The organism is Bacillus sp. TL12, from assembly GCF_022625245.1.
In the GTDB taxonomy this organism is placed as follows: Bacteria; Bacillota; Bacilli; order Bacillales; family Bacillaceae_G; genus Bacillus_A.
The window spans coordinates 1-17,782 of record NZ_JAJJBY010000024.1 but is presented as its reverse complement, the minus strand read 5'-3'; the positions used below and the strand labels follow the sequence as shown (position 1 = coordinate 17,782).

General features: G+C 34.2%; 14 protein-coding genes, 2 pseudogenes and 2 other annotated features. Of the genes and pseudogenes, 10 read left to right on the top strand and 6 right to left on the bottom strand.

Features of this window, described 5'->3' with window-relative positions; genetic code table 11:
- Positions 1-26 precede the first annotated feature (26 nt).
- The gene (gene rluF / locus LOK41_RS19395; protein ID WP_017149579.1) at positions 27-734 is read left to right on the top strand and encodes a 23S rRNA pseudouridine(2604) synthase RluF; all 708 of its coding nucleotides are present in this window, start codon (positions 27-29) and stop codon (positions 732-734) included.
- A 222-nt stretch (positions 735-956) separates the two neighbouring features.
- Positions 957-1,184: a binding site (T-box leader), on the top strand.
- A 35-nt stretch (positions 1,185-1,219) separates the two neighbouring features.
- Positions 1,220-1,448: a binding site (T-box leader), on the top strand.
- A 45-nt stretch (positions 1,449-1,493) separates the two neighbouring features.
- Positions 1,494-3,419, top strand: coding sequence for a threonine--tRNA ligase (gene thrS / locus LOK41_RS19390; protein WP_241817902.1), 1,926 nt, complete (start codon positions 1,494-1,496; stop codon positions 3,417-3,419).
- 385 nt (positions 3,420-3,804) lie between these two features.
- On the opposite strand, the gene LOK41_RS19385 is transcribed toward thrS, so the two are convergent.
- The 3 genes from LOK41_RS19385 to LOK41_RS19375 form a co-directional block, all read right to left on the bottom strand.
- Positions 3,805-4,671 (bottom strand): exosporium protein D, encoded by an 867-nt coding sequence (locus tag LOK41_RS19385; RefSeq protein WP_241817901.1) that lies wholly within the window; start codon positions 4,669-4,671, stop codon positions 3,805-3,807.
- A 234-nt stretch (positions 4,672-4,905) separates the two neighbouring features.
- Positions 4,906-6,606, bottom strand: a complete 1,701-nt coding sequence (locus LOK41_RS19380) for a pyruvate oxidase (RefSeq protein WP_241817900.1) — start codon at positions 6,604-6,606, stop codon at positions 4,906-4,908.
- A 77-nt stretch (positions 6,607-6,683) separates the two neighbouring features.
- The gene (locus LOK41_RS19375; protein ID WP_241817899.1) at positions 6,684-7,421 is read right to left on the bottom strand and encodes a ZIP family metal transporter; all 738 of its coding nucleotides are present in this window, start codon (positions 7,419-7,421) and stop codon (positions 6,684-6,686) included.
- A gap of 145 nt (positions 7,422-7,566) precedes the next feature.
- Here LOK41_RS19375 and LOK41_RS19370 point away from each other — a divergent pair.
- Positions 7,567-7,785 (top strand): annotated as a pseudogene (locus LOK41_RS19370) (MMPL family transporter); the annotation flags it as partial.
- Positions 7,786-8,602: 817 nt separating this feature from the next.
- Here LOK41_RS19370 and LOK41_RS19365 read toward each other — a convergent pair.
- Positions 8,603-9,163: a helix-turn-helix domain-containing protein gene (locus LOK41_RS19365; RefSeq protein ID WP_241817898.1), complete on the bottom strand. Its 561-nt coding sequence runs from the start codon at positions 9,161-9,163 to the stop codon at positions 8,603-8,605.
- A gap of 167 nt (positions 9,164-9,330) precedes the next feature.
- Here LOK41_RS19365 and LOK41_RS19360 point away from each other — a divergent pair, with 167 nt between their 5' ends.
- The 4 genes from LOK41_RS19360 to LOK41_RS19345 all read left to right on the top strand — a co-directional run bounded on the left by LOK41_RS19360 (position 9,331) and on the right by LOK41_RS19345 (position 12,209).
- Positions 9,331-10,206: a DMT family transporter gene (locus tag LOK41_RS19360; protein WP_241817897.1), complete on the top strand. Its 876-nt coding sequence runs from the start codon at positions 9,331-9,333 to the stop codon at positions 10,204-10,206.
- A 177-nt stretch (positions 10,207-10,383) separates the two neighbouring features.
- Positions 10,384-10,920, top strand: a complete 537-nt coding sequence (locus LOK41_RS19355) for a histidine phosphatase family protein (protein ID WP_241817896.1) — start codon at positions 10,384-10,386, stop codon at positions 10,918-10,920.
- A 118-nt stretch (positions 10,921-11,038) separates the two neighbouring features.
- The gene (gene catA, locus LOK41_RS19350; RefSeq protein WP_241817895.1) at positions 11,039-11,692 is read left to right on the top strand and encodes a type A chloramphenicol O-acetyltransferase; all 654 of its coding nucleotides are present in this window, start codon (positions 11,039-11,041) and stop codon (positions 11,690-11,692) included.
- 43 nt (positions 11,693-11,735) lie between these two features.
- Positions 11,736-12,209: a GNAT family N-acetyltransferase gene (locus LOK41_RS19345; protein ID WP_241817894.1), complete on the top strand. Its 474-nt coding sequence runs from the start codon at positions 11,736-11,738 to the stop codon at positions 12,207-12,209.
- A 220-nt stretch (positions 12,210-12,429) separates the two neighbouring features.
- Here LOK41_RS19345 and LOK41_RS19340 read toward each other — a convergent pair whose 3' ends face one another.
- Positions 12,430-13,005, bottom strand: coding sequence for a histidine phosphatase family protein (locus LOK41_RS19340; protein WP_241817893.1), 576 nt, complete (start codon positions 13,003-13,005; stop codon positions 12,430-12,432).
- A gap of 361 nt (positions 13,006-13,366) precedes the next feature.
- On the opposite strand from LOK41_RS19340, the gene LOK41_RS19335 reads away from it, so the two are divergent.
- From LOK41_RS19335 to LOK41_RS19325, 3 genes and pseudogenes are all read left to right on the top strand, one after another.
- Positions 13,367-15,040, top strand: a complete 1,674-nt coding sequence (locus LOK41_RS19335) for an IS200/IS605 family accessory protein TnpB-related protein (protein ID WP_241817892.1) — start codon at positions 13,367-13,369, stop codon at positions 15,038-15,040.
- A gap of 549 nt (positions 15,041-15,589) precedes the next feature.
- A pseudogene (locus LOK41_RS19330) lies at positions 15,590-16,099 on the top strand (GNAT family N-acetyltransferase).
- A gap of 267 nt (positions 16,100-16,366) precedes the next feature.
- Positions 16,367-17,317 (top strand): hypothetical protein, encoded by a 951-nt coding sequence (locus tag LOK41_RS19325; protein WP_241817891.1) that lies wholly within the window; start codon positions 16,367-16,369, stop codon positions 17,315-17,317.
- Between the two features lie 301 nt (positions 17,318-17,618).
- Here the strand turns inward: LOK41_RS19325 and LOK41_RS29320 are convergent.
- A partial coding sequence (locus LOK41_RS29320) for an IS3 family transposase (protein ID WP_481748825.1) occupies positions 17,619-17,782 on the bottom strand: 164 nt, incomplete at its 5' end.

Sequence of the window (17,782 nt, the reverse complement as noted above, 5' to 3'; positions counted from 1 at the left end):
TTTTTAGGGAAAAGGATGTGCCTAACTTGCGTATAAATAAATTTATTAGTGAATCTGGAAAAGCATCTAGACGTGGAGCAGATAAGTTAATTAATGAAAGAAGAGTAATTATTAACGGAAAGGTTGCAAAAATAGGTGACCAAGTACAACCAGGTGATGACGTGCGAGTAAATGGAGAGCAGCTTCGAATTGCTCGAGACCATGTGTATATCGCTTTAAATAAACCAGTAGGTATTACATGTACAAGTGAAAAGGCAGTTAAAGGTAATATTATCGACTTAGTGAATCATCCTTTACGAATTAATCACGTTGGGCGTCTTGATAAAGATTCAGACGGTTTAATTTTGTTAACGAATGATGGCGATATTATTAATGAAATTTTACGTGCTGAAAATAAACATGAAAAAGAATATATTGTTTCAGTAGATAAACCGATTACACCTGAATTTTTAAAACAAATGGCAGCGGGTGTTAAAATTTTAGGAACAAAAACGCTTCCTTGTGAAATAACACAGTTATCAAAATATGAATTCCAAATTATTTTAACACAAGGATTGAATCGCCAAATTCGTCGTATGTGTGAAGCTTTAGGTTATCAAGTTTACACATTAAAACGTACGCGAATTATGAATATCCAATTGAATAATTTACCAGTTGGACAGTGGAGAGATTTAACGAAGAAAGAGAAAAAAAGATTATTTGCAGACTTAAACTACGAACCACAAGATTGGTAAAAAAGATAGAGGAAATCAAAAAACATGAAAATTGTTTTTGGTTTCCTTTTTTTATCCCGCATGAACTGTCCGTAAAAGCTCGATTGGTGAGGGCTAATAATCAGTGGGGATGAGGAAAACCCTTACTGATTAAAGTTTCACTTTATTGAACAAAAAATATTTTTTGACACTTGCAAAAATAAAATGAATAGGATATAGTAAATAACAATTAATGGATGTATTATAAAAGCAAAGAAAAGGACACGAGTTATTTTTAACGGTTATACAGAGAGGGAAGAAATGCTGAGAACTTCCTAACGCAGGGAAATAACTTACCACCTTAGAGCTGCACTAGGGAAATAAAAGTATCTAGTGCCGTGTAAGCGACGTTACCGCAAAAGAAGCCGTTGTACGATGAAGTATGATGGGAATCTGGGTGGAACCACGGATATAAGCATATTCGTCCCTTTTATTTAGGGATGGGTATGCTTTTTTATTTTATATATCAATAAGCGAAGAAAAGGACACGAGTTATTTTTACCGGTTGTACAGAGAGGGAAGGAATGCTGAGAACTTCCTAACGCAGAGAAATAACTTACCACCTTAGAGCTGCACTGGGGAAAATAAAAGTATCTAGTGCCGTGTAAGCGACGTTACCGCAAAAGAAGCCGTTGTACGATGAAGTATGATGGGAATCTGGGTGGAACCACGGGTAAAAGCACGCTCGTCCCTATTATTAGGGACGAGCGTGCTTTTTTATTATGAAATGGAGCGATAAAAATGAGAGAACAGATGATTGAAATTATTTTTCCAGATGGTAGTGCGAAAGATTTTGTAAAAGGGATTACTCTAGAAGAAATTGCAGACTCGATTAGTCCTAGTTTAAAAAAGAAAGCAGTAGCCGGAAAGGTGAATGACCAATTATTTGATTTACACCGAAATATTGAAGAAGATGCAGAAATTCAAATTATAACTATTGATTCAGAGGAAGGAATAGAAGTTGCAAGACATACTGCTGCACATATATTAGCTCAAGCTGTTAAGAGAATATATGGTGATGTGAAATTTGGTGTAGGACCTGTTATTGAAAATGGATTTTATTATGATGTGGACCTTTCAAGCAGTATAGGTGTTGAAGACTTACCTAAACTTGAAAACGAAATGCAGAATATTGTGAATGAAAATTTAAAAATAGAGAGAGTTGAAATTACTAGAAAAGAAGCAGAGGAGCTTTTTCAAGATGTAAATGATCATTTGAAGTTGGAACTTTTAGAAGCGATTCCTGAAGGTGAAGTTGTTACAATTTATAAACAAGGAGAATTTATTGATTTGTGTCGTGGTCCACATTTACCGTCAACTGGTTATTTGAAAGCATTTCAATTAACTCATGTTTCCGGTGCATATTGGCGTGGAGATAGTAATAATCAGGTGCTTCAGCGTATATATGGTGTTGCGTTTTCTTCGCAAAAAGAATTAGAAAGCTATTTGCAGTTTGTAGAAGAAGCAGCGAAGAGAAATCATCGTAAACTCGGAAACGAACTGGAACTATTTATGTTTTCAGAAGAAGCACCAGGAATGCCTTTTTATTTACCAAAAGGGCAAATCATTCGTAATGAACTAGAGTCCTTTTTAAGAGAAATACAGCAAAAATATGATTATCAAGAAGTTCGTACTCCTTTAATGATGAATCAAGGATTGTGGGAAGAATCGGGGCATTGGGATCATTATAAAGATAATATGTATTTTTCAGAGGTAGACAATAAAAGTTTTGCATTAAAGCCGATGAATTGTCCTGGACATATGTTGATATTTAAAAATAAACTACGTTCATATCGTGATTTACCAATTCGAATGTGTGAATTTGGTCAAGTGCATCGTCACGAATTCAGCGGTGCATTGAACGGACTACTAAGAGTTCGTACATTCTGTCAGGATGATGCACATTTATTTGTGACTCCTGAACAAATAGAAAGTGAAATAAAGTCAGTGTTAAAACAAATTGACTATGTCTATAGAACATTTGGTTTTGAATACGAAGTTGAGCTTTCAACAAGACCTGAAGACTCAATGGGTGATGATGAGCTATGGAATCAAGCTGAATCATCTCTCGAGAATGTGCTGAAATCATTAGATTATAATTACAGAGTAAATGAAGGAGATGGCGCATTTTACGGACCAAAAATCGATTTTCACATTAAAGATGCTTTACAAAGAAGTCATCAATGTGGAACAGTTCAGCTTGATTTCCAAATGCCAGAGAAATTTGATTTAAATTATATTGATGAAAGAAATGAGAAAAGAAGACCAGTTGTGATTCACCGCGCTGTATTAGGTTCTTTTGATCGATTCTTAGGAATATTAATAGAACATTTTGGAGGAGCATTCCCAACATGGTTAGCTCCAGTTCAAGTAAAAATAATTCCTGTTTCCACTCTAGTACATGAACAATATACAAAAGAAATTAAAGAAAAATTACAGAGCGTTGGTCTTCGCGTCGAACGGGATGTTCGTAATGAAAAACTAGGTTATAAAATAAGAGAAGCTCAGATTCAAAAGATACCATGCGTTCTTGTTATAGGAGATAAAGAAATGGAGAATGGGGCGGTAAATGTACGCAAGTATGGTGAAGAAAAATCTGAAGTGGTTTCGCTATCTGCATTTATAAAAGGTATACAGGAGGAGATTTATCATAAAAAATCTAGATAATTAACTATACATGTAAGAGCACACCACTTGATAAAGTGGTGTGTTTTTTTGAAGTTACATATGATTGTTGGCTTTATGAGAAGGTCATTATTGAGGAGGCAGGAGAAAAAAGACTTCTTTTGGACTTGCTCCGAATCGAGTTCGTGAATTAAATATACAAGAGGTATCAGTATTATGTATGATCGTAGTCCTTCTTATGTTGGCAAGGTGAAGAGACAGTGGAAGAAAGGGGATGGGTCTTGGAAGCTAAAATAAAGTTGTGAAAATACATGAATTAATACTAAATTTGAATTTTGTTAAGAAATGAAGAATAAATGTGAATGATTAGATGATAATGGGGAAAAACCAAAAGAATCCTTTATAAGGATTCTTTTGGTGAGTTAATCTAACAATCACATTCACAATCACAGTAATATTCATTACACGAATCCCTCTTATCATTGCAACAGATGCAAAATGTTTTTTTGATCAATACCTCAATAAAATCAAGAATTTCGGTATTATTTGTGAGAGTAAGACTTTGGAAATCTTCTACTTGAAATACTCTTGTTTCATTGGGGACAAGGTTGGCGGTAATTGGTCTGGGTGATCTTCTTGTTCGAATAGTTACTTCAATCGAGCTGACATCACTGGGAACAGATACTTGAATTAATGTTTTATTGTGGTTATTGGTGAAATCTTCAAAAACTCTTCTTGAAGCGCCAGGAGGTACGATAATAGTTAAAGGTATATTTTCAGTTGGGGCGGTGTTTGAACCAGCTATGGTATGAGTTTCGATAAAGCAGTTATCTTTTTGATAGTGAGAATACGATTGTTCTTTATAATACTTTTTACGATAATCTTTTTGATTATTGCAGCAGATACAAAATGTTTTTTGAATAAATATAGCAATGTTGCTAACGATATTAGTATTATTTGTGAGAGTGAGGCTTTGGAAATCCTCTACTTGGAATACCCTGGTTTCACCTGCAACTATTGTTACTGTAATGGGCATACGAGAACTTCTTGTTCGGATAGTTACTTCAATTGGTTGAGAAGTACCAGGAACGCGAAAATCAAGTAATGTTTTATTGTGATTATTAGTGAAATCTTCAAAAGCAGTTCTTGTAGTGTTAGCTGGTACGTTGAAATTTAAAGTTGTATTTGAACCAGTTATTGTATGGGTTTCGATAAAACAGTTATCTTTTTGATGGTGAGAATACGATTGTTTTTTATAATACTTTTTACCATATTTATAAAAATAATCAGCCATATGTCCCTCTCCTTGTATTTTTGTCCATATATTATTTGGAAGACAGAAGGTATGATTGGGCAAAATGGTATCAAGTTTTTCGGTATAAAAATTCTATTTTGTCGAGAGAATTTTGCAAGAACGACGTTGAAAAACAGATGAAAAGTGAAAGAAAAGATTTTTCTTTCCATCAAAAAGTATCTAAATAAAAAAGATAGATGAGAGTAATCTGCTCCCATCTATCTTTTTTCAATTTTACAAAGGTGGTAAATCAAGTTTTCCTTCTTCAAATAACTCCTTTAACATATGTTTCGTATAACCTGCTGCTTGCCCAAATGTAATTTTGGCAGGCATCGGTGCTTCATTTACATCTACCACTACATCAATAATGCAAGGTTTATCTTGCTTAACTGCATTTTCAAAAGCAGGAAGTAATTCATCGATATGTTCAACACGGTAACCCACTCCACCGCATATTTCGGCATATTTCGCAAAATTAGGGTTTGCTAAGTTTGTACCAAATTCAACATTTCCCATTACTTCTTGTTCGAATTTAATCATAGCGATTTTATTGTTATTTAAGACAACAACGATAATTGGTAATTTATATTTAACGGCAGTAACAAAATCATTCATCGTCATCCCAAATCCACCATCACCGCAAATTGCAAAGACTTGTTTATCTGGATAAGCAAGTTGCCCGGCAATTGCCCCAGGTAGACCACATCCGAGTGTAGCGAGCCAACTAGAGATGATGAATTGTTGATTTGTCATCCGAAAATGACGAGCAGCCCATACTGTAACATTCCCCACATCTACTGATAAAATGGCATCATCGTGCGCAACATGCTGCAGGGCATGCATAACCCTTTGTGGTTTAATTGGTGTAGAAGAGTCCTCTTCTTGATTATGCAATTTTTCTTCCCATTTTTTCATTAGTTCTTGATGATGCTCTAGGAATGAATGATCTTGATGCTTTTCTACATTTGCTAAAAACCAATTTAATGTTTTATCTGCATCACCAGCTAGGCCGATATCTGTCGCATAACGCTTTCCGATTTGCGCAGGATCTGTATCAATATGAAGTGTCTTTGCTTTTTCAGGTAAAAAGCCAGTGAAAGGATAAGAAGTACCGACCATGATTAATGTATCTGCATGCTTCATTGCTTCGTAAGACGGTTTTGTCCCAATTAACCCTAATCCGCCTATACAAAGAGGATGTTCATCTGGAATAATCCCTTTTGCCGGAAGTGTTAAAACGATTGGAGCGCCAATATGTTCTGCGAATGCAAGTAAAGATTCTTTCGCATGTTTTGCTCCTTTTCCAGCTAAAATAACAGGTTTTTTCGCTTCATTTAGTGCTAGTTTTGCCAGCTTTAGATCCTCTTCTTGCGGGAAGAGTTCGGGTAATGTAAAAGAAGAACTTGTTATACGCGCACCAGCTTCCACTTCAAACTTCGGAATATCATCTGGTATAGTAAGAACAGATACACCTTTCTTTGTATACGCCATACGAATGGCTTGGTTTACAACTGCAGGGAGTTGTTCAGCTGACATAATTCGTTGATTATAAACAGCCACATCATCAAACATTCTTTCTAAGTTTATTTCTTGGAAGAATCCAGTTCCGAGTAAATCTGATTCCACTTGCCCTGTAATTGCGAGAACGGGTGCTTGATCTAGTTTCGCGTCATATAATCCATTTAATAAATGAATCGCCCCAGGTCCAGCAATCGCCATACAAACGCCGAGTTTACCTGTTAATTTTGCATAGGAAGCGGCCGCTAAAGCACCGGCTTCTTCGTGGCGAACTTGAATAAATTTAATTTTGTCTTGTTTTTTCCGAAGAGGTTCAATAATAGAATTGATTGAATCTCCAGGCATGCCGTAAATGTGATCAACGCCCCATTCGATAAGCAAATCAACTAATGCTTCGCCCGCTGTTTTACGAAACATAATAGATCCTCCTTGTACATTGAGATACTATTATGTTTTGAAGAAATAGGTAAAATATACAAAAATGAATCCTTATTTTAATGATGACCAGTGAAAAGAGTAAAGACGGTTATGAGTAAAAACCCACTAAGAGACCAAGAAAGGAAAGGGAGAGGAGAAAGGTGTTTTTTCGCTTTCCATAACATCTCATGTATTGTGACATATCCTAAAGAACCAATCGCACTCCCCATTATTAATCCTTGCAAGTGAAGTGCATTCCCGTTCATCATCATTCCAAAGAGTGTACCAGTGCCGAGGATAATTGATAATAGCAAAATTGTTAATAGAAATGAAATATATTTATGTTGTGTAAAGAGAAAAGGAATGATTAAAGCTAATCCTTCTGGAATATGGTGTATAGCAATCGCAAATAAGAAGGGAATTGCAGTTTCGTTATGACTTGTAAAGGCAGCCCCTAATGCAAATCCGCTCGGCATGTTGTGAATAAAAATGGCGAAGGAAAGAAATAAAAAAGTTTGCCATGCATGCTTGACTTTTTTATGTATGATAGGGTGATGGCAATAACTATCTAGTAAACTCATAATTAATATACCAATGGTAATTCCGAGCATAGGACCAATGATTTCATAGCTCGAAAAAGTTTCTGGAATGATTTCTAATGATAATAACCCAAATAAGATGCCGCCACATAGCGCGTATAAACAGTGCATTTTTTCTTCAATCAGTTGACGTGTGGCAAGGCCAACAGCTCCGCCTAATAGTAACCCACCAAATGAAAAAAACGTAACGATCATCGGGATCCATAACCGTTCCATATTATCACACTCCATTTTTGTAACCTTCATTTTCAGCTTACTGTGATAGGAAAGAGATTAGTCCACATTATTAGGAAGTAATTCTAGAGAAAGTGAAAAAAGATATCTATTTATTTGTTGTAAAAAGAAACTATTGTTAAGTAACCTTGAAGCAGTCAGAAATGGGGTAATTCAAACGGGGAGTGTGATTACATCAGCAGGCTTAATCTTAGCAGGAGCGTTAGCTGTTTTAGCTACTTTACCAATTCAAGGGATTGTTCAATTTGGTATTGTTACAGCAATAGGTGTACTGCTGGCTACTTTTATTGTACGACCTCTTCTTGTACTTGCTATTACCGTTGTTCTAGGACATTTTGCTTTCTGACCAGGTAAGCTATGGAAGAAGGAAGAACAATCACAAAAATTAGATGCATGATAACATATTGAAAGTGAAAAAACCAAGGGTAAGTGAGTTTCCCTTGGTTTTTTATTGGATATTACGTATTTACTAGCAGGAGGAGAAAACACTGCTAGTAAATAACTTGAGAAAATGATTATTAAAGTCACTTCTATTCTTTTAATAGAAGTTTATTTAAAAGAAAGTATATTGGTAAAAAGACGCTTAAATAAATTCCAAAATTCAATATGAACAATAAGAAATCAAATTTATCAATAAACAAATTATAATTTAGATTGATCAGGAAATATATTAGGTCGGAAATCATATTTGATATTAAAATAGAGATGAAAATTACCATGAAGTGCTTCATCGGGATCACTTCTATAAAATAATAGCTCTTACTTAAAAAAGTATATGATAGTCAAGATTGAAAAGGAGAAGCAGGGAGATGTATGGGTAAAAGGTGGAATAAATGGTCTGGAATATCGGTGGTTAAAAAATGTTGACTCTGTACCGGTTTTTTTAAATAAAAAGTAAATGAAGCATCCTCAACTCCTATATTTTCTTATTCACCTAAAGTGGCGATTGCGCAATAACACTTAGACTTTAACGACTTTATTTTTTTTTTTAGGTGCAGTGAAAAATTAAATAACTGTATTATCACGTTATCAAAAAAGATTCCTTTTAAACTCCAGGAATCTTTTTTTGTTTGTAATGAAATGTATGTGTTTGTTTAATAAAAATATTATTACTTGTTATATTTTTTTTACATATTGAAAATAAGAATAGAGATCTTTAGTTATTAAGCTAAAGAAGGCGTTAATACGAATAAAATATGATTTATTTCATCACTTTTGTTCAAAAATCGGTGTTTCACATTTGGCGGAATACGTACTACATCACCTTCTTCTAAAAAATATTCAATTCCTTCTAGTTCAACATACGCTTGTCCTTTCATGACAACAGCGATTTCTTCTTTGTCTTCGTGCGAATAATGGCTTTCCGTAGTGATTGCGTGTGCATTTAAGTCCATCATTAAGAGTTCAATACGTGCTTTCATGAAATCCGGTGTTAACACATCATAGACAATATGATCGTTATTTTCACGATATACTTTCTTACGATCTTTTTTTCTCGAAATGAGTGAATCTGTATCAATATCATTAATAAAAAGTGTAAACAATGGTACATTTAATGCTTTAGCGATTAATTCTAGTACGTTTAACGACGGATTTGCTTGTCCTCTTTCGATTTGGCTAATAAGTGATGTACTGATGCCTGCATAATCAGCAAACTCACGAATTGTCATATTGTTTTTCTTACGATAGCTTAATAAGGTTTGGCCAAGACGATGATTGATCATAGTAAAAACTCCTTTCCATCATAATGTATGTTTTAATCTTTTTGTGCTGACATACTGAACATAAGTAATTTACACTGTCTTTCATTACAGAATCGTTTTATACTTACTCTTGTGCATTATAATGTATACATTATATTATTATAAACGAAGCATCGGAGGATTTAAAATTGAAATCACCAATTCTTTCTTACGCGATTTTATTTTTTGGGGTATTTGCATTGTCAACTTCAGCAATCTTTGTAAAGTTAGCAGAGGCACCAGCGGCAATCTCAGCATTTTATCGACTATTTTTTGCTACAATCATGCTTGTGCCATTTTTATTAATCAGTAAAAAAAATCGAAATGAATTATGTTCATTGTCAAAAAAGCAGTGGGGACTTGGTCTATTATTAGGATTATTTTTAGCAGCACATTATGTTTTGTGGTTTGAATCACTACATTACACTTCTGTAGCAAGTTCAACGGTTATCGTTACATTACAGCCACTGTTTTCGATGATTGGAGGCTATTTTCTATTTAAAGAAAGATTCAGTAAAGGTGCTGTAGTAGGTTGTCTCATAGCGATTGCTGGAAGTATTGTTATTGGATGGCAAGATTTTCAAATTAGTGGTCAGGCTTTATTTGGCGATATATTAGCTTTTATTGCTGCTGGAATCATAACTGCTTATTTTTTCGTAGGCCAGCATGTTCGTAAAAAGCTATCTCTAGTTCCATATTCAGTTATTAGTTATGGGAGTAGTAGTTTGTTTTTAGGGATATTTGCCTTCAGTCAAAAAACATCCTTTTTTAATTACTCTACACAAACATGGTGGTCTTTTATTGGATTAGCCCTGATTGCAACGATTTTAGGGCAAACCATTTTCAATTGGTTGTTGAAATGGTTAAGTACTTCAGTTATTTCAATGAGTATATTAGGAGAGACAATTGGAACTTGTATCCTCGCATATTACATTTTGGATGAAGTCATTTCTTTACAACAAGGTATAGGTATTGTACTCATTTTAATTGGTCTAGCGTTATTTCTGCTACAACCAAAGAAATAACGAATTATAGGATTTTAATTGATTGTGGTTATTAGTAATTGGATAATAATGTTAAAATTATAAATAGGAAATCAATAAATAGTAGATATATTTGATTCTGTATTATAGGAAGTTAAAACAGTAATCAAAAGTAATTTTTTAATCAAGGGGGATAAAAATAACTGGGAGGGGGTAGCGATGATTTATGTGATTAGACACGTGGAAACAAACTTGAACAAAGAAGGAAAACTGCAGGGGAGATTAGGGTTACCATTAAATACACATGGCATAGAGCAAGCAGAACATTTAAGGGATAAGCTTCAACATATAAAATTTGATTATGTATTTTCTTCTCCGCAAGAAAGAGCGATTCAAACAGCAGAGATCATAACAAGGATAGAAGCAATAACAGATATAAGACTTGATGTTTTTGATTTAGGGGAGGCAGACGGATTAAGAAAAGACGAAGTGAGAATGGCTGGAGGCGCCCCTGATTCTAGTATTTATAATGGAGTTGAAGATAGTAACAGTTATGTGCAAAGAATTTTTAGCTTTATGCGTGATCTTGAAGTGAAATATAGAAAAAGAGAGTTAAATATTTTGTTATCTGGACACAGGTGTACAACTGGCTGTATCGGTGCTTATTTTGAGGGGATTCCAGAAGACAGAAATATTTTAAAGTTTTCATCCAATAATGGAGAATATAAGGTATATAAATTTAAGTATACTGTATAGTAGGTAATAGATACTAGACTTTATGTTTTACAAAGCTTCATGAAGAGGTGAATAATTTGGTGAAAACAAGATAATTAGCCTTCTAAAATAAAAAGTATAATTTTAGGAGGCTAATGAGATGAAATTTCATATAATTGACAGAGAAAATTGGGACAGAAAGCTATATTTTGAACATTACTTAAAGTTAAAATGTACATTTAGCATGACGGCTAATATAGACATTACGAAGTTATTGAAACAACTTCGCAAAAAAGAAATAAAACTATATCCTGTTTTAATTTATATGGTCAGTAGGACAGTCAATGCTCATAAAGAATTTCGGACTTGCTTTAACGATGAAGGGGTTTTAGGATACTGGGATAAAATGATACCTAGTTATACAATATTTCATAATGATACGAAATCTTTTTCGAGTATATGGATCGAGTTCTCTAACGAATTCAGTATTTTTTATCAAAATTATCAAGATGATAGAAAGCAATATGGTGATGTTAAAGGGTTTTTCACAAAAGAAAATATCCCACCAAATTCTTTTCCCATATCTAGTATCCCTTGGGTTAGTTTCACGAGCTTTAATTTAAATATAAATAATGATAATAATTTCTTATTACCTATCATTACAGGTGGAAAATATTTTAATCAAGAAAATAAAATATTCTTACCTATCTCGTTACAAGTTCATCATGCTGTTTGTGATGGATATCATGCTAGTATGTTTATAGAAGAGCTGCAAGAATTAGTTAATAATTGTGATGATTGGCTTTATGAATGAGAGTGTTTACAGAAAAGTTAGTTTGTAAGAGGGGCTAGTATGTGTGAAAATTATAAAATTTAATAAACAAGATACCAAAGAGATTATTAATTTGTTCTATGAGACAGTCCATTCAGTGAATGCAAAAGATTATTCGAAAATCCAATTAGATGTGTGGGCACCTCAAGAAGAGAAATGTAATAAAATTGAAATTTGGCGAGAGTCTTTTATTCAAAATATCACGTATGTGGCCAAAATAAATGATACGATTGTGGGCTTTAGTGATATGACACATAAAGGTTATCTCGATCGACTTTATGTTCATAAAAATTATCAAGGAAAAGGAATAGCTTCGGCTTTAATTGATAAAATTGAAGCTGAAGCTAGAAAGTTAAAGTTACGAGAAATCATTACGAATGCAAGTATTACTGCTAAATCTTTTTTTCAACGACGTGGTTACAGTATAGTTTGTGTACAAGATGTAGAGCGTAAAGGTGTTACTCTGACCAATTATCATATGAGAAAAGCATTAGACTAAAACAGCAAGACAAGTAAGTAATTAAACAGCTCGTTTTCTATATGAAAAACTAAATTAGATTAATATACTTGAGCTATTTCAGTCAAGTAAAGATGGGGTTTCTTATGGGATAATTGGAAAAGATTTAAGCACTATATAAATAGTTGGTATCTCGTATTTGTAAATAACTAAAAAACAAAAAAGAAGACCTATAAAATAGGTCTTCTTTTTTGTTAGAATTTTAGTCTAAATGCACCGTGCAATTATATAATTCTGAATCCCATCCGTTCTCTAGCTTTCTAATTTTAGTAATGGATGTATTTTTTGGAGAATCATTCATGCTCAAATGCGGTACTAATTCTTTAAGAAGATGCTTAATAAATGCGCCATGGCTAACGATTAAGATATTTTTGTTAGGGTATTTATATGTAATTTCTTCAATAAAAGGTATAGCTCTGGCTATGACACTGTCGGTACTTTCTATTCCTAAATCGAGTTCTCTCCAATCCTTTCCCCATTTTGAAATTCGTTCTTCTTCAGTTGTTCCTTCAATTTGGCCACCACCTACTTCACGAAGTCTAGGGTCAAAATGGATTTCTATATTTTCAATGTTTTTTCCTATTGTTTCGGCGGTTTGTTTTGCCCTTAGTGAATCACTAGAATAAATGAAATCCCAATTTTCTGTGGCTAAACGTTCTGCTAGTTTAAAAGCATCATTGAATCCGTCTTGATCAAGTGGGATATTCGAATTTCCTTGTGCTCTACCTTCCTTATTCCAATGTGTGCTGCCATGGCGAATGATTCCTAGTGTTGTCATTTTATACTCCCCCTTAAAACAAACTATGAACTTAAGTATTATATACTAATTAAGGGAAAATAATCCATTATTATGAATATAATATGAATCAAAAAAAGGATGTATTTTTGAGGTTAGATTTTAGAAAATGAAGGGAGATGCAGATGAAAGAAAAATGTGAAGGTATTGTGGAATGGTTTAAAAAAGAAGAAGGATATGGGAGAATTTTATCATTTTAACCGAGAAGACCCCCTCCTCTAAACGAAGTGAAGGTGGGGGTCTTCTCGGTTTTTTCTTTTTAAAGAAAACGTCTCTTTTTTTGCAGAACATACGTTTGAATCGGTGTATAATGATCTTATCAAATAAAAGGAAGTGAGAACAGGTGAAGAAAGCGTATTTTTCGAAACGGATCTACAAGATAGATGTACCGCATGAAATGGTAGATACATTGGAAGAGACAATCGAAACATTTAATCAGGCGAAACGTTTTGCATTTCAAACGATTGTTCGTGAAAAACGTTGGAACCGTAAGTTGTATCCAGACAGTCTTCATCTCGTTCTCAAGTGGAACTATCAATTGAATGATTATTATGCAAACAGTGCGGCGCAAGAAGCAAAGGCATTGTTTACAGGTTTAATGGCGTTACAAAAACGATATGAGAAGCAAACGCAAGAGAAGCTTAAGAAGCTCAAGAAAAAGTTGAAACAAGAACGGACAAAACTAACAAACCTTCGCAAAATCAAACAAAGTTGTGTGAAAGGAACGCTGACGTTTCCGAAAAACACCCGCTTCGCGAAGCACAACAACCTCATCTCCTTATCTCGTAAAAAAGACACCTTAATTTGGCTGAGTGAATATCTGTTTGAACACCAATACTTAGATGTTCAAATTAAAAGAATTCAGGCGAAAATCGGTCATCTCACTCACAGACAATCCCGTTTAACGCAAAAACTTTTATCCGATCAAACGTATATTCCAAGCGCAGTATTTGGAAGCAAAAAACTGTTTCGCTCGCAATTTACCATCCGCGAGTTTGTACGTAACCATGACAAATGGAAAATATTATTTTCCCGTGCTCGAAATAAACAACTGATCCTATCTGGACGGAAAGATGCCAAACATGGCAATTTTGTATTTCAGTATGTGCCCGAGACAAAAGAATTATGGATGACGACAAGTTCCGGGAAAACACTTATGTTTCCAGCTGTTACGTTCCCGTATGGGCAAGAAATAATTGAAGAAGTAATCACAACCCAATTACAGTGTAAGAATAAGAAAAAGCATGGCAAACCGATTGCATGGTCTGTTGAAGACTATGGTTCCTATTATATTGTGAAATGTTTAGTCGATGTACCGGAAAATCCACACACGAATTACAGTACATCAGGTGGTGTGATCGGTGTAGATTGTAATCTTGAACATTTTGCTTGGGCAAATGTAACGAAGGATGGAAATTACAAAGGAAGTGGTTCTCTTCGTTTTTCTATCATGGGTAAATCCACCGGACAAATCACAAAAATCATCGAAGTGGAAGCGATTCGCTTAGTGGACTTAGCGGAGCGGTATAACAAACCAATTGTACTAGAGAAACTAGATACGACCCAATCGAAAACAGAAAATCGATATGGGAATAAGCGAACCAATCGAATGAAGAGTATGTTCGCGTATGAGAAGATGACCAGTGCAATTCTGAATCGTGCAAATAAAAAGGGCGTGGCTGTCTTTCAAGTGAATCCCGCGTACACTTCAATCTCCGGAAAGATGAAATATATGCGGAAATTCGGCATCTCTATTCATCAATCCGCGGCCTTTACAATTGGGCGTCGTGGATTAGGGTATAAAGAAAAAGTACCCCGGGTGCTTCAACCTTATATTCCAAAGAAAGACGCACATCACTGGAGTCATTGGCATCAATTAAACAATCAATTGGATATTCGCACGCATTATTTCTATCAGCTATACGATGTAGATCAACCGAAAGAAGTCTTACAAATCGAACGGTTACACTTATTTGAAAATGAAAAGAAAAAACTAGCAAAACGATTTGCAGGATAAAACAGAACACTTTGTCCCAGATTTTTACGCTTATTACCAGAGCAGATAATAAGTCTAGGAACTGGATGCATGACAAAGTGTTCTAGCCTCGATATAAGAAAAAGTAGCGGTACCTATTTTGTTTGCCTTTCGTCGGAAGATAGAATAGGTCGTCTTACATTCTATACAGACACTACCGAACTCTATATCGTTGTATCCTCTTTGTTGAACGAGAGGAACTGTTTTTGTGAGGATAGAGACAGGAGAATCCCCCACCTCAAGCTCTTTCTTGTAGAGGTAGGTGGGGGTAGTTCAATAGATAGAACTGAGGGAGAGCTTGTGTTTGTGCATTTTAGCTCAATTGCACCGGATTTGAGTAGGTTTCCAGATAATTTTAGATATTTATCAAAAGGGAAAAGGCTCTCATTTGATTCAATTGAAACATCAGGATTAAGTGAACAATCAAAAACTGCCAGAAATGTTGTCATTTTATCAAATTAACTATGTTCAAGTAGGATTTTTTTGTATGATAAAGAATCTTTATTGTATGAAGTGGGAGGAGAGAATATGATGGAAGTTATCATTCGAGCAGTAGAGGTACAAGATGCTAAAACAATTCATCGTATATGCGTACAAAATGAAGTGTTACCTTATATGGTTTTCTTACCTAGTATGCGGGTGGATGCAATGGAAAATAGAATTCGAAATTTAGCATCCAATCAATTTGAATTTGTTGCGGAGTTTGATGGAAAAGTCGTTGGGTTTGTCGGTTTAACGCAAGGACAAGGACGAAGATCACATTCGGGAGATTTATTCATTGGTGTAGATAGTTAATATCATAATAAGGGCATTGGGAAAGCTTTGCTAACGAAAATGCTTGACCTTGCAGACAACTGGTTAATGTTAGAGAGGATAGAACTTGGTGTTTTGGAAATAAATCCTGGGGCAAAAGTATTATATGAAAAAGTTGGATTTAGAGAAGAAGGTATAAAAAAGGGGAGTTTAAAAGCTCGTGGTAAGTTTATTGATGAAATTATGATGAGTCGCTTTCGGCCCAATGGTTTAATTGTACATAATTAACAGTTAGATGGTTTTAAGAAAGGTGTAGATATGGAATCTATAAAGAAGTTGTATAATAAAGAACAAAAAGTATGATATAAAATTGTCATGCTTTTTTGCTGTGGTAAGATTGTTAAGTAAAAACGATTGATGTAGATTAATAACAATTGTAAAAAGAGTAGGGATACATGGTTTAATATAAAATATATTGAGCGATGTATTCTAAGGAATTAAGAGCCTTAGTAGTAATAGAAAATTGAAACGTATGTTTTAAAAGGCGGGACCTATATGCAAAATATAAATACTTTGAAAAGTGGACTTTCAATAATATCTCGATGTAAAAAAGAAACAAATGATATTTGGCATGCGCATTTTGGAGTTGCAGCTATTGCTAGCTACTTTTTTAGTAAAGAGAACAATTTATCGTTAGATATAGTGAATAATATTAGCGCTCAAACTACTATGATGCTCAATAAACATGCTCTAGGACAGACAATTGGTGTTCTACCTGGAATTAATATTCGAGAAGCTGAAAATATGATTCTAATAGCTTTAGAAAAAAATATTAATGAGCTTCATTGGGTGGGGCATAATGTTATTTATGCTTCTTTAAGCTTATTAGCGATTTATGAACTTGGTAATTGGGGAACACAGGAAGATATTGAAGGTATAGCAAATCTCATTTGTTCTTTTGACAAAACAATTCCGGGGAGATCCTGGATTAATTATACAACTTCGGAAGTGAAGCGACTCAAAATAAATAATCATGATACAATTTCTTCTATTAATAATCCTAAGAAACTATCAGAATTCATTTTAAAGGAGCTCTCAAAATTTAAAGTTATTTATAGGGCGGAGGCGCATCATGATTTGATTGGACATATGCTTACTTTCTCGCACGCCTTAAATATTTTATATGATTTGGGGCATACTTCATTTTTTAAGAGAGGTTTAATACCGCTTTTAAAACTAGTTGAGGTTCTAAGAGGAACTCAAAATCTTAAAATAGATGAGCCTATTCAATTAAATTCTCCTGTCGATTGCTTACCTTTAGTTAGGAAAAAACAAGCGAAGGTGTTACCGACGGAAGAATTATTTTGGCTTAAAGATCATAGCTGCTCAGATTGGGATTTCGGGCATCAATTTAAATTTTCATATAGCTATTTTAATCATTTACAAAGGAGTTCTGAGCATAAAGATTCAACAATAGAGAATTTCCGCTACATTATAAGCTATTAAGCAAGGAAGTTATGCGTTGAAAACGAAACGTAATTCATAATTAAATCTATTATATGTAAAGGTTCTAATAACAAATTCTAAAGCGTATAAACTTTTTCATAAGCAAAAAATTGTATGGCGGATATATTCTGTTTGTAAGAGAGTAGAATATGCTTATATCTGTTAGTAAATTATGTTTCAAAAGATACTATTCTCAAACGAATCAAGTAAATAATTAGGAAGCGTTACGGATGTTTTCTTATCATATTAAAAAGAGACTTAGGATGGTCTTACCCTTGTCAAGTAGACAATGTTAAAAAGACTAAGCAGCCATCGAGATTCGATATTCTATCGGAGCTCGATGGTTGAGTCGTTTTTGGAACCGTTTATAGTTATAAAAATAGATATACTCTTCAATTGCTTGTATTAAAGCAGCTTCTGTTTTAAAATGATTCAAATACAACATTTCCGATTTAAAATGGGAGG

What these genes read in the sequence shown, in the direction of transcription:
- LOK41_RS19325 (WP_241817891.1), top strand. Translation starts at nt 16,367, where the DNA reads ATGCAAAATATAAATACTTTGAAAAGTGGACTTTCAATAATATCTCGA.
- LOK41_RS19365 (WP_241817898.1), bottom strand. Translation starts at nt 9,163, where the DNA reads ATGATCAATCATCGTCTTGGCCAAACCTTATTAAGCTATCGTAAGAAA.
- LOK41_RS19340 (WP_241817893.1), bottom strand. Translation starts at nt 13,005, where the DNA reads ATGACAACACTAGGAATCATTCGCCATGGCAGCACACATTGGAATAAG.
- thrS (WP_241817902.1), top strand. Translation starts at nt 1,494, where the DNA reads ATGAGAGAACAGATGATTGAAATTATTTTTCCAGATGGTAGTGCGAAA.
- catA (WP_241817895.1), top strand. Translation starts at nt 11,039, where the DNA reads ATGAAATTTCATATAATTGACAGAGAAAATTGGGACAGAAAGCTATAT.
- LOK41_RS19380 (WP_241817900.1), bottom strand. Translation starts at nt 6,606, where the DNA reads ATGTTTCGTAAAACAGCGGGCGAAGCATTAGTTGATTTGCTTATCGAA.
- LOK41_RS19385 (WP_241817901.1), bottom strand. Translation starts at nt 4,671, where the DNA reads ATGGCTGATTATTTTTATAAATATGGTAAAAAGTATTATAAAAAACAA.
- LOK41_RS19355 (WP_241817896.1), top strand. Translation starts at nt 10,384, where the DNA reads ATGATTTATGTGATTAGACACGTGGAAACAAACTTGAACAAAGAAGGA.
- LOK41_RS19375 (WP_241817899.1), bottom strand. Translation starts at nt 7,421, where the DNA reads ATGGAACGGTTATGGATCCCGATGATCGTTACGTTTTTTTCATTTGGT.